19 protein-coding genes are annotated in these 18,191 nt (G+C 68.3%); 8 read left to right on the top strand and 11 right to left on the bottom strand.

Going from position 1 to position 18,191, the window contains the following annotated elements; genetic code table 11:
- Positions 1-2 precede the first annotated feature (2 nt).
- The 7 genes from MRAB57_RS09660 to MRAB57_RS09630 form a co-directional block, all read right to left on the bottom strand.
- The gene (locus tag MRAB57_RS09660; RefSeq protein ID WP_077087364.1) at positions 3-434 is read right to left on the bottom strand and encodes an organic hydroperoxide resistance protein; all 432 of its coding nucleotides are present in this window, start codon (positions 432-434) and stop codon (positions 3-5) included.
- Positions 435-481: 47 nt separating this feature from the next.
- On the bottom strand, positions 482-1,933 hold the full coding sequence (locus tag MRAB57_RS09655) for a catalase (RefSeq protein WP_077087363.1): 1,452 nt from the start codon (positions 1,931-1,933) through the stop codon (positions 482-484).
- A 141-nt stretch (positions 1,934-2,074) separates the two neighbouring features.
- The gene (locus MRAB57_RS09650) at positions 2,075-2,551 is read right to left on the bottom strand and encodes a hypothetical protein (RefSeq protein ID WP_077087362.1); all 477 of its coding nucleotides are present in this window, start codon (positions 2,549-2,551) and stop codon (positions 2,075-2,077) included.
- A 222-nt stretch (positions 2,552-2,773) separates the two neighbouring features.
- Positions 2,774-3,154 carry a hypothetical protein gene (locus MRAB57_RS09645; protein WP_077087361.1) on the bottom strand — a complete coding sequence of 127 codons (381 nt, stop codon included), beginning with the start codon at positions 3,152-3,154 and terminating at the stop codon, positions 2,774-2,776.
- Positions 3,155-3,261: 107 nt separating this feature from the next.
- On the bottom strand, positions 3,262-4,392 hold the full coding sequence (locus MRAB57_RS09640; RefSeq protein WP_077087360.1) for a DUF4185 domain-containing protein: 1,131 nt from the start codon (positions 4,390-4,392) through the stop codon (positions 3,262-3,264).
- Positions 4,393-4,399: 7 nt separating this feature from the next.
- Complete coding sequence (locus MRAB57_RS09635) at positions 4,400-5,434, bottom strand: aspartate-semialdehyde dehydrogenase (protein ID WP_077087359.1); 1,035 nt, start codon at positions 5,432-5,434, stop codon at positions 4,400-4,402.
- Complete coding sequence (locus tag MRAB57_RS09630) at positions 5,435-6,700, bottom strand: aspartate kinase (protein WP_077087358.1); 1,266 nt, start codon at positions 6,698-6,700, stop codon at positions 5,435-5,437.
- A gap of 315 nt (positions 6,701-7,015) precedes the next feature.
- Between MRAB57_RS09630 and leuA the strand changes: the two genes are divergently transcribed.
- Positions 7,016-8,827 (top strand): 2-isopropylmalate synthase, encoded by a 1,812-nt coding sequence (gene leuA, locus MRAB57_RS09625; protein ID WP_077087357.1) that lies wholly within the window; start codon positions 7,016-7,018, stop codon positions 8,825-8,827.
- Positions 8,828-8,833: 6 nt separating this feature from the next.
- On the opposite strand, the gene MRAB57_RS09620 is transcribed toward leuA, so the two are convergent.
- Positions 8,834-9,835, bottom strand: coding sequence for a DEDDh family exonuclease (locus MRAB57_RS09620; RefSeq protein WP_077087356.1), 1,002 nt, complete (start codon positions 9,833-9,835; stop codon positions 8,834-8,836).
- 89 nt (positions 9,836-9,924) lie between these two features.
- Between MRAB57_RS09620 and MRAB57_RS09615 the strand changes: the two genes are divergently transcribed.
- The 4 genes from MRAB57_RS09615 to MRAB57_RS09600 all read left to right on the top strand — a co-directional run bounded on the left by MRAB57_RS09615 (position 9,925) and on the right by MRAB57_RS09600 (position 13,128).
- Positions 9,925-11,166, top strand: a complete 1,242-nt coding sequence (locus tag MRAB57_RS09615; protein ID WP_077087355.1) for a Mur ligase family protein — start codon at positions 9,925-9,927, stop codon at positions 11,164-11,166.
- Complete coding sequence (locus tag MRAB57_RS09610; RefSeq protein ID WP_077087354.1) at positions 11,159-11,878, top strand: type 1 glutamine amidotransferase; 720 nt, start codon at positions 11,159-11,161, stop codon at positions 11,876-11,878. Before MRAB57_RS09615 ends, MRAB57_RS09610 begins: the two co-directional genes overlap by 8 nt.
- A gap of 14 nt (positions 11,879-11,892) precedes the next feature.
- Positions 11,893-12,318 (top strand): hypothetical protein, encoded by a 426-nt coding sequence (locus tag MRAB57_RS09605; protein ID WP_077090505.1) that lies wholly within the window; start codon positions 11,893-11,895, stop codon positions 12,316-12,318.
- A 135-nt stretch (positions 12,319-12,453) separates the two neighbouring features.
- The gene (locus MRAB57_RS09600; protein ID WP_083743356.1) at positions 12,454-13,128 is read left to right on the top strand and encodes a C39 family peptidase; all 675 of its coding nucleotides are present in this window, start codon (positions 12,454-12,456) and stop codon (positions 13,126-13,128) included.
- Between the two features lie 5 nt (positions 13,129-13,133).
- On the opposite strand, the gene recR is transcribed toward MRAB57_RS09600, so the two are convergent.
- Together recR and MRAB57_RS09590 are read right to left on the bottom strand one after the other, a co-directional pair.
- Positions 13,134-13,745, bottom strand: coding sequence for a recombination mediator RecR (gene recR, locus MRAB57_RS09595; protein ID WP_077087353.1), 612 nt, complete (start codon positions 13,743-13,745; stop codon positions 13,134-13,136).
- Between the two features lie 8 nt (positions 13,746-13,753).
- Positions 13,754-14,104 carry a YbaB/EbfC family nucleoid-associated protein gene (locus MRAB57_RS09590; RefSeq protein WP_077087352.1) on the bottom strand — a complete coding sequence of 117 codons (351 nt, stop codon included), beginning with the start codon at positions 14,102-14,104 and terminating at the stop codon, positions 13,754-13,756.
- 98 nt (positions 14,105-14,202) lie between these two features.
- Here MRAB57_RS09590 and MRAB57_RS09585 point away from each other — a divergent pair, with 98 nt between their 5' ends.
- Complete coding sequence (locus MRAB57_RS09585; RefSeq protein WP_077087351.1) at positions 14,203-14,976, top strand: Rv3717 family N-acetylmuramoyl-L-alanine amidase; 774 nt, start codon at positions 14,203-14,205, stop codon at positions 14,974-14,976.
- Here MRAB57_RS09585 and MRAB57_RS09580 read toward each other — a convergent pair.
- Positions 14,973-15,410, bottom strand: coding sequence for an SRPBCC family protein (locus MRAB57_RS09580; RefSeq protein ID WP_077087350.1), 438 nt, complete (start codon positions 15,408-15,410; stop codon positions 14,973-14,975). The genes MRAB57_RS09585 and MRAB57_RS09580 overlap by 4 nt on opposite strands.
- Positions 15,411-15,481: 71 nt before the next feature.
- On the opposite strand from MRAB57_RS09580, the gene MRAB57_RS09575 reads away from it, so the two are divergent.
- On the top strand, positions 15,482-16,873 hold the full coding sequence (locus MRAB57_RS09575) for an FAD-binding oxidoreductase (RefSeq protein WP_077087349.1): 1,392 nt from the start codon (positions 15,482-15,484) through the stop codon (positions 16,871-16,873).
- Positions 16,870-18,189 carry a class I SAM-dependent methyltransferase gene (locus MRAB57_RS09570; protein ID WP_216823733.1) on the top strand — a complete coding sequence of 440 codons (1,320 nt, stop codon included), beginning with the start codon at positions 16,870-16,872 and terminating at the stop codon, positions 18,187-18,189. The genes MRAB57_RS09575 and MRAB57_RS09570 overlap by 4 nt, the downstream gene beginning before the upstream one ends.
- The last annotated feature ends 2 nt before the right edge of the window (positions 18,190-18,191 follow it).

Raw genomic sequence — 18,191 nt, 5'->3', positions numbered from 1 at the left:
GGCTAGACCTTGGCCGAGACTTCGACGTCCACATTGCCGCGGGTGGCCTTCGAATACGGGCACACCTCGTGCGCGGCCTCCACCAGATCGGTGGCGGCGGCCTGGTCGAGACCGGGCAGGTAGCCCACGATCGTCCCGGTGAGCCCGAACCCGCCGTCGGAAGAGTCCTTGCCGAAGCCGATCTGGACCGTGACGCTGGTGGCGTCGTCCAGCTTGATCTTCGACTTGCCGGCCACCAGCCGCAGCGCGCCTAGGAAGCAGGCCGCGTATCCCGCCGAGAACATTTGCTCGGGATTGGTGCCCTCGCCGTTGCCGCCCATCGCCTTCGGCGGCCGGGTGTCGAGATCGATGCGGCCGTCGTCGGACTTCACGTGGCCGTCGCGGCCGCCGCCGGTTGCTGTGGACGCCGTGGTGTAAACGACTTCAATGGTCATGAGTCTCGATCATGCCAGGGTGCCCGCCGTGCAGGGAACCTCGAAATTCACTGCCCCTGGTTGGCCCGCAGTCCTTCCTCGACCTTCTTGCCGAGATCGGGGTCGACGTTGCGCCAGTACTCGAAGACCCGCGACAGCACCGGCTCCTTGACGCCCTTGGAGACGTGACCAATGATGTTGTGCGCCAAGCGTTCCCGCGCCTCGTCATCGAGCACCTCGCGGACCATCGTGCCGGCCTGGCCGAAGTCGTCGTCCTCGGCGCGCAGCGTGTAGGCCGCCCGGATCATCTCGCCGTCGGCCTGCCAACGCACCTCGGCGGCCCGCGCCGGATCGGCCTGCGGGCCGCCGTACGAGTTGGGCGCATAGACCGGGTCCGACACGTTGCTCATCCGCATCGCGCCGTCCTTCGAGTAGCTGTTCACCTCGACCCGCGGCGTATTGACCGGGATCTGCCGGTAGTTGGTCCCCAGCCGCGCGCGATGCGCATCGGAGTACGAGAAGCCGCGGGCCAGCAGCATCTTGTCCGGGCTCAGACCCGTACCGGGCACGGTGTTGTTCGGCTCGAACGCGGCCTGCTCGATTTCGGTGTGGTAGTCGGTGACGTTGCGGTTCAGGGTCATCTTGCCGACGTCGATCAGCGGGTAGTCGCCGTGCGGCCACACCTTGGTCAGGTCAAAGGGGTTGAACCGGTAGGTCTTGGCCTCCTCGAACGGCATGATCTGCATCTTCAGCGTCCAGCTCGGGTGATCGCCGCGCTCGATGGCCTCGTACAGGTCGCGCTGGTGATAGTCGCCGTCCTCGCCGGCCAGTTGGTCGGCGTCCTCCTGGGTCAGGAAGTCCACACCCTGATCGGTGATGAAGTGGTACTTCACCCAGAAGATCTCGCCGGCGGCGTTGATCCAGCTGTAGGTGTGGCTGCTGTAGCCGTTCATCTGCCGCCAGCTCTTGGGGATGCCCCGGTCCCCCATCAGCCAGGTCACCTGATGGGCGGACTCCGGCGACAGGCTCCAGAAGTCCCACTGCATGTTGTTGTCGCGCAAATTCGTTGCCTGCATACGCTTTTGGGACCGGATGAAGTGCTGGAACTTCAGTGGGTCGCGCATGAAGAAGACCGGCGTGTTGTTGCCGACCAGGTCGAAGTTGCCCTCGGTGGTGTAGAACTTCAGCGCGAAGCCGCGCGGGTCGCGCCAGGTGTCTGGGCTGCCGCGCTCGCCGGCCACCGTGGAGAACCTGGCGAGCATGTCGGTCTTGGCGCCGGGCTGGAATACCGCGGCCCTGGTGTATTGGCTGACGTCGTTGGTCACCTCGAAGCTGCCGAAGGCGCCGCCACCTTTCGCGTGCGGCTGGCGTTCCGGGATGCGTTCCCGGTTGAACTGCGCCATCTGCTCGATGAGGTAGTGGTCCTGCAGCAGGATCGGGCCGTCGGGACCGATCGTCAACGACTGGTCGTCGCTGGGCGCGGCGATTCCGGCGTCGGTGGTGGTAAAGCGGTCGGTCATCGGACCATCTCCTCGGGGCTGTCGTGGAACTTCGGGGGCATACCCACACCGGTCGAACGTCAATCGGCATCAACACGTTTCAGTCCCCCAACGCACAAACCGGCGCCCCTTCGACAGGGCGCTGGTTTGGTGTCGCGAGCGCTACGGACGCGGGGGCGGCGAGCTGGGCCCGCCCGGCCCACCCGGTCCGCCGGGACCGAACGGACCGATGAATACCGGCCCACCCGAGCCGAACGGCGGCGGACCGCCGGGGCCACCGGGGCCGAAGCCGGGACCGGGACCCCACGGTCCGGGGCCACCGCCGTATTGCCACGGACCGGGGGCACCGGGTCCGGGGCCAGCGGGCCCACCGGGCCCGTACATGCCGGGGTGATGCTTGTGGTGGCAGTGGTAGTGCCCGAAGACCATGGCTCCCGAGAAGAACACCACCGACAGGATGAAGACGATTCCCGCGACGATGGTCACCCAGGCCGCGGCCACATACAGTTTCGGCGGCTTCAGGCGCTCGGGCTGTGCGGGCGGTCCCGCCGGCACCGGCGGCCGCGGCGGTGGCGGCGGAGGCGGGGGAACGGCGCCGGCCGGCGTCGGCTGGGTTGACGGTTCTGGTGTATCACTCATGCCTTCGATAGTGCCCTCGTCTGGCCCGCCGTAACAGGTCGCCCGAAACAAAGTTGCTCTGAATTAACCGAATTGGGTTCTTAGCGCAGCTCGCAGGGAAATCGCAGGTAGCCCGGCGCTCGGGGTGAGCGCCGGGCTACTTTGTGTTCAATTAGCGGCCCCCCGGGGTCCTCCTGTTGCCCCGTGAGCATCTGAACGGTTGGGGACTCACCCCCACAGGCACTACGGCGTGTGGGAGGGAGCGACCGACGACGGGATCTGGCTGGGTCCGGGAGCACCGGCAGGTCCACCACCCGGCAGCGCGCCCTGCGGCGCCTGCGGCGGCGCGAACTGCCCGCCGGGACCACCCGGGCCACCCATGCGGTGGTGCCAGCCCGCCGCGTGGTGCTTGTGGTGGTGGTGGTGATGGCCGTGGTGCCCCAACGCCATTCCGGCGAAGAAGATCACGGACACGATGAAAACGACGCCGGCGACGATGGCAACCCATGCAGCGGCCAGGAAGACCCGAGGGGTCTTGTAAACGGGTGACACGGGCTTGTTGGCCGGTGCCGGGGCGGTGGCGGTCGAGGACCGCGCAGTTGGGGTTTCAGATGTTTCACTCATGAGACACATGATGCGGGGGTAAACAGTAGTGATCGCTATGCGCTGCTTATGTAGCAGCTGTGAGCTAAAAACCCCGTCCTACCAGGCGGAACGGCTTCGAAGACGCGCTAATCCGGCTTGAACGGGTTGACCGCGAACTGGATCACCCGGTACGGGGCGGCAACCCTGGCGCGGGTGTCCCACTGGCTGACGAATATGCGCAGCTCGTCGAGCGTCGAACCGGGCGAGATGTACCCGCCGTACGGCTGCGCCAGCCGGTTGTCGGTCGGCGGCGGCAGGCTTTCGGCCGGGTCGGGCCAGTCGTCGTGCTGGACCACCGTCGTCACCGGCGCGGTGCCCAGCGACGTCGGGTCGTCGGCCACCCGGACCTCCATGTTGCCGTTGCTGGCGTTGAAGTACGACAGCACGGTCTTGCCGTCGATCTGCCGCACGGACATCTCGCCCACCTGGTCCGGCCACAGCGGCGTCGGCGGCTTGTTCCAGCCGCCGTCCGGGCCGCCGGCCCAGCCCTGCCAGCGGGACCGGTCGGTGAAGCTCTGCGGCGTCGCCCGATACAGCACCACGGGCTGGCTGCGGGTGAAGCTGTTCGCCACGATGTACACCCAGCCGGTCTGCGAGTCGGGCGTCGGGATCGGGTCGTAGTACCCGCTGATCTGGGTCTGCGAGCCGCCCTGATATGCGGCCTCGCGCTTGGACCCGGCAATCGTCTGCCAGCCTGCGTGCGCCGGTTCGGCCGCCACCAGCCGTGAGGTCTGCGGCTTCAGGTCCTTGGTGGTGGTCACCATCATGTAGTTGCGCCGGTTGATCTGCACCACCCCGGCGGGCAGCTGCGAGTCCCCAGACGGTGTCGGATCGGCCAGCAGCGGCCTGGTGATTCCGGTGACGCCGGTGTAGCGCACCCCGTCGGGGTCGTCCACCGATGCGGTGTCGACGTGCAGCGCCACCGGCGAATACCAGCCGCCGAACCCGACGCCCTGCCCGGCGAAACTGTCGCCGCACACCTGCAACAGCTCGGCCGGGAATTCGAGAAATTCACATAGGTCAGTGGCGCCGATGCCGTAATCTTTTGTGGCGGTTCCGGTTCCGGCCGTCGGGCCGATCCGCAGCACCTGACCCGGGGCCAGCGGCTGCACAATCGGCTGCGGGGCGGGCGCGGGCGGGTCGGCACGCGCGACTGAAAGACCTTGCGCGGCAAGCAAACACAACAGAGCGCAACACGCGACCCGGGTGGGACTCACCCGCGGATCACAATTCAGAGACCAGCAGCTCGGCAATCTGGATGGTGTTCAGCGCCGCCCCCTTGCGCAGATTGTCCCCCGACACGAACAGCGACAGGCCCCGGCCGTCCGGGACTCCCTCGTCGCGCCGAATCCGGCCGACCAGCGAGTCGTCGATTCCGGCGGCCGCCAGCGGCGTCGGGACATCGGTCAGCGTCACACCCGGTGCGGTACTGAGCAATTCGCGCGCCCGCTCGGGCGAGAGCGGCCGGGCGAACTCGGCGTTGATCGACAGCGAGTGCCCGGTGAACACCGGGACCCGCACGCAGGTCCCGCTCACCAGTAGCCCGGGAATGCCGAGGATCTTGCGGCTCTCGTAGCGCAGCTTCTGGTCCTCGTCGGTTTCGCCGGATCCGTCGTCCACCAACGAGCCGGCCAGCGGCACCACGTTGAAGGCGATGGGCGCCACGTAGGTCTTGGGCGCGGGGAAGTCCAGCGCGGAGCCGTCGCGCACCAGCTGCTCGGCCTCGCCGACGACGGCGCGCGCCTGCGTCGCCAACTCCTCGACACCGGCCAGCCCGCTACCGGAGACCGCTTGATAGCTCGACACCACCAGACGCTGCAGTTGCGCCTCGTCGTGCAGCGGCTTGAGCACCGGCATCGCGGCCATCGTCGTGCAGTTCGGGTTGGCGATGATGCCCTTCGGGCGGTTGACGGCGTCCCTGTAGAAGTTGACCTCGGACACCACCAGCGGCACCTCGGGGTCCTTGCGCCACGCCGAGGAGTTGTCGATCACCGTGACGCCGGCCGCGGCGAAGCGCGGCGCCTGCACCAGCGACATGGTCTTGCCCGCCGAGAACAGCGCGATGTCCAGCCCGGTCGGGTCGGCCGTCGCGGCGTCCTCGACCTCGATCTCCTGCCCGCGGAACGGCAGCTTGCGGCCCTGCGAGCGGGCCGACGCGAAGAACCGCACCGTGGTCGCGGGGAAGTCGCGCTCCTCGAGCAGGTTGCGCATCACCTGGCCCACCTGCCCGGTGGCCCCTACTACTCCGATGGCAACCATTTACCTACCCGTCCCCCCGTACACCGTGGCCGTCTCCTCGCCGCCGAGCCCGAACGCCTCGTGCAACGCCACGACGGCCTTGTCCAGTTCGGTGTCGCGGCACAGCACCGAGATGCGGATCTCCGAGGTGGAGATCAGCTCGATGTTGACGCCGACGGCGGCCAGCGTCTCGCAGAAGGTCGCCGTGACGCCGGGGTGGCTGCGCATCCCGGCCCCGATCAGCGACACCTTGCCGACGTGGTCGTCGTAGAGCAGCTGGGTGAAGCCGATCTCGTTCTTGAGGGCGTCCAACTTGGCCACCGCGGTGGGCCCGAGGTCGCGCGGGCAGGTGAACGTGATGTCGGTCTTGCCGTCTTCGACCTTCGAGACGTTCTGCAAGACCATGTCGATGTTCACTTCGGCGTCGGCGATGGCCCGGAAGACCCTGGCCGCATAGCCCGGGATGTCCGGGATGCCGACGACGGTCACCTTGGCCTCGCTGCGGTCGTGCGCGACTCCGGTCAGAAGGGGGCTTTCCATGGTTATGTCCTTGATCGATCCGACGACGACTGTGCCCGGCTTGTCCGAATAGGACGACCGGACGTGTACGGGCAGGTTGTAGCGACGGGCGTACTCCACGCAGCGCAGCATCAGCACCTTGGCGCCGCAGGCCGCCATCTCGAGCATCTCCTCGAAGGTGACGGTGTCCAGCTTGCGGGCGTTGTGCACGATCCGGGGGTCGGCGCTGAAGATGCCGTCCACGTCCGTGTAGATCTCGCAGACGTCGGCCTTCAACGCGGCGGCCATCGCAACCGCCGTGGTGTCCGAGCCGCCACGGCCCAGCGTGGTGACGTCGCGGGTGTCCTGGCTGACGCCCTGGAAGCCGGCGACCAGCACGATCCGGCCCTCGTCGAGCGCGGCCTGCAGCCGGGTGGGCGTGACGTCGATGATCTTGGCGTTGCCGTGCGTGCCGGTGGTGATGACCCCGGCCTGCGAGCCGGTGAACGACCGCGCCTGCGCGCCGAGCGACTCGATGGCCATGGCCACCAGCGCGTTGGAGATCCGTTCGCCGGCGGTCAGCAGCATGTCGAGTTCGCGGGGCGGCGGCACCGGGCACACCTGCTGGGCCAGGTCCAGCAGGTCGTCGGTGGTGTCGCCCATCGCCGAAACCACCACGACGACATCGTTGCCCTGCTTCTTGGTCTCCACGATGCGTTCGGCGACGCGGCGGATTCGATCGGCGTCGGCCACCGAGGATCCGCCGTACTTCTGTACGACAAGCGCCACTGTTTCTCTGCCTGCCCTTCTGCGGCTTGCATGCGCCCTTTTCGGGCCCCGCCCAGGGATTGAACCGCTGGGTCTAAGTCCACAACAGGATACGTTCCGGTGCATTTTATTTAACGGCGCGATGCCCAATGGCCCAGCCCACGGTCAAAAGCTCGATTTCTCGCCGCCGAGCCGATCGCGGTAGAGTTCAGGGCGTGCAGCGGGTGCTCCTCCTCGGACGCCGCGACGGGGTCTGATCCAGACCGGCCTCCCGTCGCGGGGGTTCGTGACGCGCCGGTCTGAAGTCCCCCTTCTGACATCCCCGGAGCAACTACCGTGAACAACTTTTCCGCTTCTGATAGCGCCGATGCCTATTCGTCGGCGCGGACCATCGTGACTCCCGCGGGCCCACCCGGGCCCGGCCAGGCCGGGTGGAATCCCCAGCGCGGATCGGCGATGCCGGTCAACCGCTACCGGCCCTTCGCCGACGAAGTCGAGCCGATCCGGCTGGCCGATCGCACCTGGCCCGACCGCGTCATCGAGCACGCCCCGATGTGGTGCGCGGTGGACCTGCGCGACGGCAACCAGGCGCTGATCGACCCGATGAGCCCGGCCCGCAAGCGCCGGATGTTCGAACTGCTGGTGCGCATGGGCTACAAGGAGATCGAGGTCGGGTTCCCGGCGGCCAGCCAGACCGACTTCGACTTCGTCCGCGAGATCATCACCGAGGGCGCCATTCCCGACGACGTCACCATCCAGGTGCTGACGCAGTGCCGGCCCGAACTGATCGAGCGCACCTTCGAGGCATGCGAGGGCGCGTCGCGGGCGATCGTGCACTTCTACAACTCGACGTCAATCCTGCAGCGGCGCGTGGTATTTCGCGCGGACCGGGCCGCCGTGCAGGCGATTGCGGTCGAGGGTGCCCGCAAGTGCGTCGAGCAGGCCGCGAAGTACCCGGGCACGCAGTGGCGGTTCGAGTATTCGCCGGAGTCCTACACCGGAACCGAATTGGAGTACGCCAAGCAGGTGTGCGACGGGGTCGGCGAGATCATCGCGCCGACGCCGGAGAACCCGATCATCTTCAACCTGCCCGCCACCGTGGAGATGGCGACACCGAACGTCTACGCCGACTCGATCGAGTGGATGAGCCGCAACCTGGCCAACCGGGAATCGGTGATCCTGAGCCTGCATCCGCACAACGACCGCGGAACGGCCGTTGCCGCAGCCGAATTGGGCTACCAGGCGGGCGCGGACCGGATCGAGGGCTGCCTGTTCGGCAACGGCGAACGCACCGGCAACGTGTGCCTGGTGACGCTGGGCCTGAACCTGTTCTCCCGCGGCGTGGACCCGCAGATCGACTTCTCCAACATCGACGAGATCCGGCGCACGGTGGAGTACTGCAACCAGCTGCCGGTGCACGAGCGGCACCCGTATGGCGGCGACCTGGTCTACACCGCGTTCTCCGGCAGCCACCAGGACGCCATCAACAAAGGCCTGGACCAGATGAAGATCGACGCCGACGCCGCGGGCACCGATGTCGATGACCTGCTGTGGGCCGTGCCGTATCTGCCGATCGACCCGCGCGACGTGGGACGCACGTATGAGGCGGTGATCCGGGTCAACTCGCAGTCCGGCAAGGGCGGGGTGGCCTACATCATGAAGGCCGATCACGGCCTGGTGCTGCCGCGACGGCTGCAGATCGAGTTCTCGCAGGCGATCCAGAAGATCACCGACGGCGAGGGCGGGGAGGTCTCGCCCAAGGAGATGTGGGACGCGTTCTCCGAGGAGTACCTGATGCCGATCCTGCCGCTGGAGCGAATCCGCCAGCGGGTCAACGCCTCCGAGGAGGACGGCGGCAGCACCTCCGTCGTCTCGACCGTGAAGATCAACGGGGCCGAGCACGAGATCAGCGGCGTCGGCAACGGCCCGCTCGCCGCGTTCGTGCACGCGCTGGGCGATGTCGGGTTCGACGTCGCCGTCCTGGACTACTCCGAGCACGCGATGAGCGCCGGCGACGACGCCCAGGCCGCCGCCTATGTGGAGGCGTCGGTGGGCGGCCGCACGGTGTGGGGTGTCGGGATCGCGCCGTCGATCACGACCGCGTCGTTGCGGGCCGTGGTGTCGGCGGTCAACCGCGCGTCGCGCTAGGGCCGGTCAGAACAGCGCGAGCTGCTCCTCGGCCGGGGCGGTGTCGATGAATTCCTCCATGCTGGTGCCGCCGATGACGCCAGTCACGCAGTCCATGAACTGCACGTCGGAGACCACCGGCACGCCCAGCTGCTTGGCCTGATAACCCTTGCCCTGCTCGGAGGCGGCGTCGTTGCAGATCACCAGCGACGTCTCGTGGTCGACGGCGTCGGTGTAGGCCAGCCCGGCGTGCAGGATCCGCTCGACGAGCTCCTCGTGGGTGCGCCGCACCTCGCTGGCCAGCGCCACCCTCATGCCCTGCACCAGCGGGCGGCCGCGGACATACGGGCCCGGGTTGAGGTACGGGCACGGCATCCGCGACGCCAGCGCCTTCAGCGGCCGCAGCTCCTCGTGCGTCACGCGGCCGTTGGGCCAGCGGCGCCGGGTGACCGGCCGCACCGGCAGCCAGATGTCGTGCTCGCGGGCCCGCTGCAGCGCCGACGCCAGCACGCGGGTCAGCACCATCGCGTCGTCGAACGCGTCGTGCGGGCGTTCCTGGGTGACACCCCAGTGCGCGGCCAGGGTCTCCAGGCGCAGGTTGTCCAGGCCGAGGTTGAGCCGGCGGCCCAGCTCGACGGTGCACATCACGCTGTCGACCGGGAGGGCGGCGCCGGCGAGCTCGGCCTCCGCCGTGACGAACGCGTAGTCGAACGCCACGTTGTGGGCCACCAGCGTGCGCCCGCGCAGCACCTTCACCAGGTCGCCGACGATGTCGCCGAACTGCGGCTGGTCCTCGAGCATCGCGGTGGTCAGGCCGTGCACGTGGGTCGGGCCCGGGTCGACGCCGGGGTTGAGCAGGCTGACGACGGACTGCTCGACGTTGCCGTCGGCGTCCAGTCCGAGCACCGCGACGCTGATGACGCGCGCCTGGCCAGGGCGAAAGCCCGAGGTCTCGACGTCGATGACGGCCCAGCCCCCGTCCGGGTCTCTCGCCGGGCGGCCCCAGGGCGCCGATGTTAGGGGGCTCATGGACTGAGAATGGCACGCCAGACCGACATCACAGGGTCGCTCGCGCATCGTGTCGGCACCTAAACACCGATCGCCTTTAAACTGCGCGGGTGGTAACCACCCGGGCACGTCTGGCGCTGGCCGCAGGCGCGAGCGCGCGATGGGCGTCCCGGGTCACCGGCCGCGGCGCCGGGGCCATGATCGGCGGCCTGGTCGCGATGACGCTGGACCGCTCGATCCTGCGCCAGCTCGGCGTCGGCCGGCGCACGGTCGTCGTCACCGGCACCAACGGCAAGTCGACGACCACCCGGATGACCGCGGCCGCGCTGTCCACCCTGGGGCCGGTGGCCACCAACGCCGAGGGCGCCAACATGGACGCCGGCCTGGTCGCCGCGCTGGCCGCCGACCGGGACGCCGCGCTGGCGGCCCTCGAAGTCGACGAGATGCACGTGCCGCACGTCTCCGACGCCGTCGACCCCAGCGTCGTCGTGCTGCTCAACCTGTCGCGCGACCAGCTGGACCGGGTCGGCGAGATCAACGTCATCGAACGCACGCTGCGGGCGGGCCTGGCCCGGCACCCGGCGGCCGTCGTCGTGGCCAACTGCGACGACGTGCTGATGACGTCGGCCGCCTACGACAGCCCGAACGTGGTGTGGGTGGCCGCGGGCGGCGGCTGGGCGAACGACTCGGTCAGCTGCCCGCGCAGCGGCGAGGTCATCGTCCGCGACCCCCCTGGTGAGCAAGGCCACTGGTATTCCACCGGCGCCGACTTCAAGCGGCCCAGCCCGCAATGGTGGTTCGACGACGACACGTTGTACGGGCCCGACGGGCTGGCCCTGCCGATGCGGCTGACGCTGCCCGGCGCGGTGAACCGGGGCAACGCCGCCCAGGCCGTCGCGGCCGCCGTCGCGCTGGGCGCCGATCCCGCCAAAGCGGTGGCCGCGGTCTCGGGAGTGGATGAGGTGGCGGGCCGCTACCGCACGGTCCGGGTCGGCCAGCATGAGGCGCGGATCCTGCTGGCCAAGAACCCGGCCGGCTGGCAGGAAGCGCTGTCGATGGTGGACAAGCACGCGGCGGGCGTGGTGATCGCGGTCAACGGGCAGGTGCCCGACGGCGAGGACCTGTCCTGGCTGTGGGACGTGCGCTTCGAGCATTTCGAGGACACCCAGGTCGTCGCCGCCGGGGAACGCGGCACCGACCTGGCGGTGCGGCTGGGGTACGCGGGCGTCGAGCACACGCTGGTGCACGACACGCTGTCCGCCATCGCGTCCTGCCCGCCCGGCCCCGTCGAGGTCGTCGCGAACTACACGGCGTTTTTGCAGCTGCAGCGGGCGTTGGCGCGCCATGGCTGACTCCGGGTCTTTTTCCAAGGTGCGGATCGGGCTGGTGCTGCCCGACGTGATGGGCACCTACGGCGACGGCGGCAACGCGGTGGTACTGCGTCAGCGACTGCGGCTGCGGGGCATCGACGCCGAGATCGTCGAGATCACCCTCGACGATCCGGTGCCGGAGTCGCTGGACCTGTACACGCTGGGCGGCGCGGAGGACTACGCGCAGCGGCTGGCCACCCGGCACCTGATCAAGCACCCCGGGCTGCAGCGCGCTGCGGATCGCGGCGCGCCCGTGCTGGCGATCTGCGCGGCCATCCAGGTGCTGGGGCACTGGTACGAGACGTCGTCGGGCGAACGCGTCGACGGCGTGGGCATGCTCGACGTGACGACCTCGCCGCAGGACAAGCGCACCATCGGCGAGGTGGTGGGCACGCCGCTGCCGGCCGGGTTGAGCCAGCAGCTCACCGGCTTCGAGAACCACCGCGGCGGCACCGTGCTCGGCCCGGCCGCATCGCCGTTGAGCGCGGTGGTCAAGGGCGCGGGCAACCGCGCCGGCGACGGCTTCGACGGCGCGATTCAGGGCAGCGTGGTCGCCACCTACATGCACGGGCCCTGCCTGGCCCGCAACCCGGAGCTGGCCGACCTGCTGCTGGGCAAGGTGGTCGGCGAGCTGCCCCCGCTGCGGCTGCCCGAGGTGGAGTTGCTGCGCACCGAACGACTGACGGCGCGCTAGCGATGCGGCCCGATATGGGGAAGATCAGCCCGAGACTGGCTGCCAGCGCGGCACTGATCGCCGCGCTCCTCACGTCGTCGGCACCGGCGAACGCCGCCCCGGAAGTCCCGAGCGGCCGGTACAACGTGCACTACACCGACAACGACAAATCGACCGCCTGGCTTTTCGTCGCGTGCGGATCGGACTGCACCTTCGCGACCTCGCAAGATGGCGGGACCTTCGTCATCAGCTGGGAGTTCTACCTCGCCAAGGGACGATGGACTCACACCGGCACGGCCCAGGCGCCGTGCCCGAACGGCGCGTCGGCCCCGGTGACCGTCAACTACAGCTTCGATGCCGTGTCGCTTGCCGGCGAAGGCCAGCAGACGACGGCGCCGGACGCGTGTAGTGGAGAGCCGGGCAGGACCTTTACCAGGCAATTCCAATTGAGCAAAGCCTGAAGATCGTCGGGTCATCGCCCGCTAGCACCGGCTCGTAGCTGCGCGCCAAGCTTCTTTCAAGAATCCCTCTAGGGCCTTTGCCCAGCCTTTTCTCGACGCACCACGCCGATCGCCGGCTCGAGAAAAAGGGGCCCCATGACGAACACCCGCAGCTTCAACGCCGCCACCACAGCGCGCCTCGGCGTGCTCGCGGTCCTGGTAGGCGCGGCCGTCGCAGCCGCGGCAGCGCTGCTCGGATCGTCGGATCCGATACAGGCCGCGCCGCAGACGATCGCCCAGCGCACCGAATCCGGGATGCATGGCGACCCGGCCGCCGCCGCGCCCTACTGGCGCTATCAGCAGCAGAACTTCGACTGCGCCGAGATGGCCGTCGCCGACGTGATCGGTCAGATCAGCGGCCACTCGCCCACCGAGGACGAGATCACCGGCGCGGCAGCCAACATCGCGAGCGTGGCCCACCCCGGGCCGATTTACAACGGCGGCAGGACCAGCAACAGGGACCTGCCGCTGCTACTGGACCACTACGGCATCGCGGCCGACATCGCCCACTCCGGCACCGACATGCTGATCCAGCGCCTGGACGAGGGCCGCAAGGTGATCGTCGGGGTCAACGACAAGGTGCTGTGGAACCAGCGCGGCAACCGCACCCGGGAAAACCACTTCGTCGTCGTCACCGGCATCGACACCAAAGCCAAGATGGTGCACCTCAACGACAGCGGCACCAGCACCGGCCGCGACGAGCAGGTCTCCATCGCCACCTTCGAGACGGCGTGGGCCGCCAGCAAGAACTTCGCCGTCGTCACCCGCTGATGAGCTCAGGCCATCGCGCGGCGGCCGGTGAGGGCGCGACCCAGGGTCAACTCGTCGGCGAACTCCAGGTCGCCGCCCATCGGCAGCCCGGACGCGATGCGCGTCACGGTCAGGCCGGGGATGTCGCGCAGCATCCGGACCAGATAGGTGGCCGTCGCCTCGCCCTCGGTGTTGGGGTCGGTGGCGATGATCACCTCGGTGATGTCGACGTCGTCGACGCGTTCGCCGATGCGGGTCAGCAGTTCTCGGATCCGCAGCTGCTCGGGGCCGACCCCGGACAACGGGTCCAGCGCGCCGCCCAGCACGTGGTAGCGGCCGCGGAACTCGCGGGTGCGCTCGACCGCCTGGATGTCCTTGGGCTCCTCGACCACGCAGACCAGTGAGCCGTCGCGGCGCGGGTCGCCGCAGATGCGGCAGCGCTCGTCGTCGGAGACGTTGCCGCACACCGCGCAAAACCGCACGCCGTCACGGACTTTGGCCAGCACCGCGGTCAGCCGGTCGATGTCCGGCGGTTCGACCGACAACAGGTGGAAGGCGATGCGCTGCGCGCTCTTTGGTCCGATGCCGGGCAGCTTGCCGAGCTCATCGATCAGATCCTGGACCGGTCCCTCGAACATGAGGAAAGTCAGAGCCCCGTCGGCGGCACGGAAGGCGGCGGCGCGGACGGCGGGCCACCCAGGCCACCGGCCAGCGCACCCAACCGCTCCTGCGCCATCTGGGTGACTTGAGCCGAGGCGTTGGCCATGGCGCCGACGATCAGGTCCTGCAGTGTCTCGATGTCCTCCGGGTCGACGACCTTGGGGTCGATGTTGACCGCGATCAGCTCGCCGCTGCCTTTGACGACGACCGTGACCAGACCACCGCCGGCCTGGCCCTGTATCTCGGCGTTGGCGAGCTGGTGCTGGGCCTCCATGAGCTTCTGCTGCATCTGCTGCGCCTGAGCGAGCAGCGCGGACATGTCACCGCCGGGTTCCATGACAATCCCCTCGCATCTTGGTCTCGACTTGGTTTCGCCTGTGCGGGTCGGGCGATTCGAAACACCCAGCGTAGACCGCGCGAGGTTACCTTTGCGCCGTGGACCTTCCAGTGAGCACGCGTGTCGGAATCAGAACATTGCTCGGCGTCCTGATCGCCGCGGCGAGCGTCGTCATCCCGACGGTGACCCATACGGCATGGGGAGCCCCCTCCAACATCGCCGGCATGGTCGTCGTGATCGACCCGGGCCACAACGGATCCAACGACGCGTCCATCAACCGTCAGGTCCCGACCGGCCGCGGCGGCACCAAGGACTGCCAGACCAGCGGCACGGCGACCAACACCGGCTACATGGAACACAGCTTCACCTGGGACACCGCGCTGCGGCTGCGCGCCGAGCTGAACGCGCTCGGCGTCCGGACCGCGCTCGCACGCAACGACGACACCGGGCTGGGACCGTGCGTTGACGCCCGCGCCAACATGGAAAACTCGTTGCACCCCAACGCGATTGTGAGCATTCACGCCGACGGCGGACCCGCGTCGGGGCGGGGCTTCCACGTCAACTATTCGGCCCCGCCGCTCAATCAGGCGCAGTCCGGGCCGTCGGTGCAGTTCGCCCGGATCATGCGGGACCAGATGCAGGCGTCGGGCATTCCCCCGGCGACGTACATCGGGCAGAACGGCCTGTACGGGCGTTCGGATCTGGCCGGCCTGAACCTGGCGCAGTACCCGTCGATCCTCGTCGAGTGCGGCAACATGAAGAACCCGGTCGACTCGGCGCTGATGGAGTCCCCCGACGGGCGGCAGAAGTACGCCGACGCGTTGACCCGCGGCGTCGCGGGCTTCCTGGCCGGCCAGGGGCAGGCGCGCTAGCTTTCCAGTTCGCTCTTCAAGTTGGCCAGCATCTCGCCCTGAATTCTCTTCAGACCCAGTGGCGCAAAGGTCTTTTCGAAGAATCCCTTGACGCCGCCCGCGCCCGTCCAGGTGGTCTTCACGGTGACGCTGGAGCCGGGGCCGGCCGGCGCGATCGTCCAGTTGGTGATCATCGACGAGTTCGCGTCCTTCTCGATGACCGCGTGGCCGGCGACGTCGACGCTGACCTGCACGTCGCGCACGCGTGACTTGGTGGCCTGCAACTTCCACTTGGCGACGGTACCGGCGCCCTGCCCGCCTTCGAGTACCTGATACTCGCTGTACTGCGGAGACAGGATCTTGGGACGAACCGTCTGATAGTCCGCCACCGCCGCGAGCGTCGCCGCGGGCTCGACGTTGATCAAGATCGTGCTTGCCGCGCTCACCTGGCCCATCGGGGCAACTCCTCTTGTTCGATGCCGCCCGCACGCGGGTGCACGGGCCGATTCCGAAGACTAGGGTATATGTGGTGCTTGTCCCTGGATCTGCACTCTCTAACCACAGGTCGGGCGTCGACCGGTTGATGGCCAGTTATCGGTCCATCCCAGCAACGTCCGCGATCCGGCTCGCCAAACCCACGTCAAATCTGTTCCGCGCCCGCACTAAACGCGACGCGAGAGGCCTGGACACCTCGGGATTGACGGGTGTGCTGAGCGTCGATCCCGAGGCCCACACCGCCGACGTTGCCGGCATGTGCACCTACGAAGATTTGGTCGCAGCAACTCTGCCGTACGGACTTTCGCCACTGGTGGTACCGCAATTGAAGACCATCACCGTGGGCGGGGCAGTGAGCGGCCTGGGCATCGAGTCGGCGTCCTTTCGCAACGGGCTGCCCCACGAATCGGTGCTGGAGATGGATATCCTCACCGGCGCTGGCGAATTGCTCACCGCGTCGCGAACCGAGCACACTGATCTGTTCCGCGCCTTCCCCAATTCATATGGGACGCTGGGGTATTCGACACGGATCCAAATAGAGCTAGAACCCGTCGCGCCGTTTGTGTCATTGCGGCACCTGCGATTCGGGTCGTTGCCCGACATGATCGCCGCGGCCGAACGCATCATCGACACCGGTGGCCAGGGCGGCACCCCGGTCGACTACCTCGACGGCGTGGTGTTCAGCGCCGACGAGAGCTACCTGTGCATCGGCAGGCGGACCGCCACCGCGGGACCGGTCAGCGACTACACCGGAAAGAACATCTACTACCAGTCGATCCAGCACGGCTCCGCCGGCGCGGACACCGCCAAGGACGACCGGCTGACGATTCACGACTACCTCTGGCGCTGGGACACCGATTGGTTCTGGTGCTCACGGGCATTCGGCGTGCAGAACCCGCGGCTGCGGCGCTGGTGGCCGCGCCGCTACCGGCGCAGCAGCGTCTACTCGAAGCTGGTGGCCGCCGACCGCCGCCTGCACGTATCCGACCGGATCGAGGCGCGTCACAGCCAGCCGCCACGCGAGCGGGTGGTCCAGGACGTCGAGGTGCCGATCAGGCGCACCGTCGACTTCCTGGAATGGTTCTTGGACAACGTGCCGATCACGCCAATCTGGTTGTGCCCGTTGCGGCTTCGGGACCGCGAGGACTGGCCGCTGTATCCGATACAGCCCGACCAGACCTACGTCAACGTGGGGTTCTGGTCGTCGGTGCCGGCCGGGGCCGACGAGGGCGCCACCAACCGCGCGATCGAGGCCAAGGTCAGCGAGCTCGACGGGCACAAGTCGTTGTACTCCGACTCCTTCTACACCCGCGAAAAGTTTGACGAGCTCTACGGCGGGCAGGCCTACAACACGGTCAAGGAGTCCTACGACCCCGATTCTCGGCTGCTCGATCTTTACGCGAAGGCGGTGCAACGGCGATGACGACGACCAAGGAGCCCCACCGTTCGACCCACTCGTCCGGGGGCAAGCTCAGCATGGCCGAGGTGCTGGCCATCTTCACCGCGACCAGCGGGCAGCCCCTGAAGTTCACCGCGTACGACGGCAGCATCGCCGGCAGCGCAGACGCCGCGCTGGGCCTGGACCTGCGCACCCCGCGCGGCGCCACCTACCTGGCGACGGCCCCCGGCGAACTCGGCATCGCCCGCGCCTACGTCTCGGGTGATCTGCAGGCCTGCGGCGTGCATCCCGGCGATCCCTACGAGCTGCTCAAGAGGCTGACCGACCGCGTCCAGTTCAAGCGCCCGTCGGCGCGGGAGCTGGCCAGCGCGGTGCGCGCCATCGGCGTCGAGCATTTGGTGCCGGTCGCGCCGCCGCCGCTGGAGACGCCGCCGCGCTGGCGCCGGGTGGCGGACGGGTTTCTGCACAGCAAGACTCGTGACGCCGAGGCCATCCACCACCACTACGACGTGTCCAACACGTTCTACGAGTGGGTGCTCGGCCCGTCGATGGCGTACACGTGTGCGGTCTATCCGCACGCCAACGCGACGCTGGAAGAGGCGCAGGAGAACAAGTACCGGCTGATCTTCGACAAGCTGCGGCTGCAGCAGGGCGGCCTGCTGCTGGACGTGGGTTGCGGCTGGGGCGGCATGGTGCGCTACGCCGCGCGGCGCGGAGTGCGGGTCATCGGCGTGACGCTATCGGCCGAGCAGGCGAGCTGGGCGCGCGCCGCGATCGACGGCGAAGGCCTGTCCGGCCTCGCCGAGGTGCGCCACTGCGACTACCGCGACATCACCGAGACGGACTTCGACGCGGTCTCCTCGATCGGACTCACCGAGCACATCGGCGTCCGGAATTACCCGGCCTACTTCGGCTTCCTCAAATCGAAGCTGCGCACCGGGGGCCTGCTGCTCAATCACTGCATCACCCGGCACGAGAATCGACTGAACTCTGCCGGCGGCGATTTCACCGACCGCTACGTCTTCCCCGACGGGGAGCTGACCGGCTCGGGCCGCATCATCACCGAGATTCAGGACACGGGTTTCGAGGTGCTGCACAACGAGAACTTTCGGCATCACTACGCGATGACGCTGCGCGACTGGTGCCGCAACCTCGTCGAGCACTGGGACGAGGCGGTCGACGAGGTGGGCCTGCAGATCGCCAAGGTGTGGGGGCTGTACATGGCGGCCTCACGGGTTGCCTTCGAGCAGAACACCCTTCAGCTGCATCACGTGCTGGCCGCCAACGTCGACGAGTGGGGCGACGACGGCCTGCCGCTGCGGCCGTGGTGGACGCCCTAGCC

Source organism: Mycobacterium rhizamassiliense, from assembly GCF_900157375.1.
GTDB classification, from domain to species: Bacteria; Actinomycetota; Actinomycetes; order Mycobacteriales; family Mycobacteriaceae; genus Mycobacterium; species Mycobacterium rhizamassiliense.
Note: the sequence above shows the minus strand (reverse complement) of the source record. Positions and strands in the feature narration are given on the sequence as shown.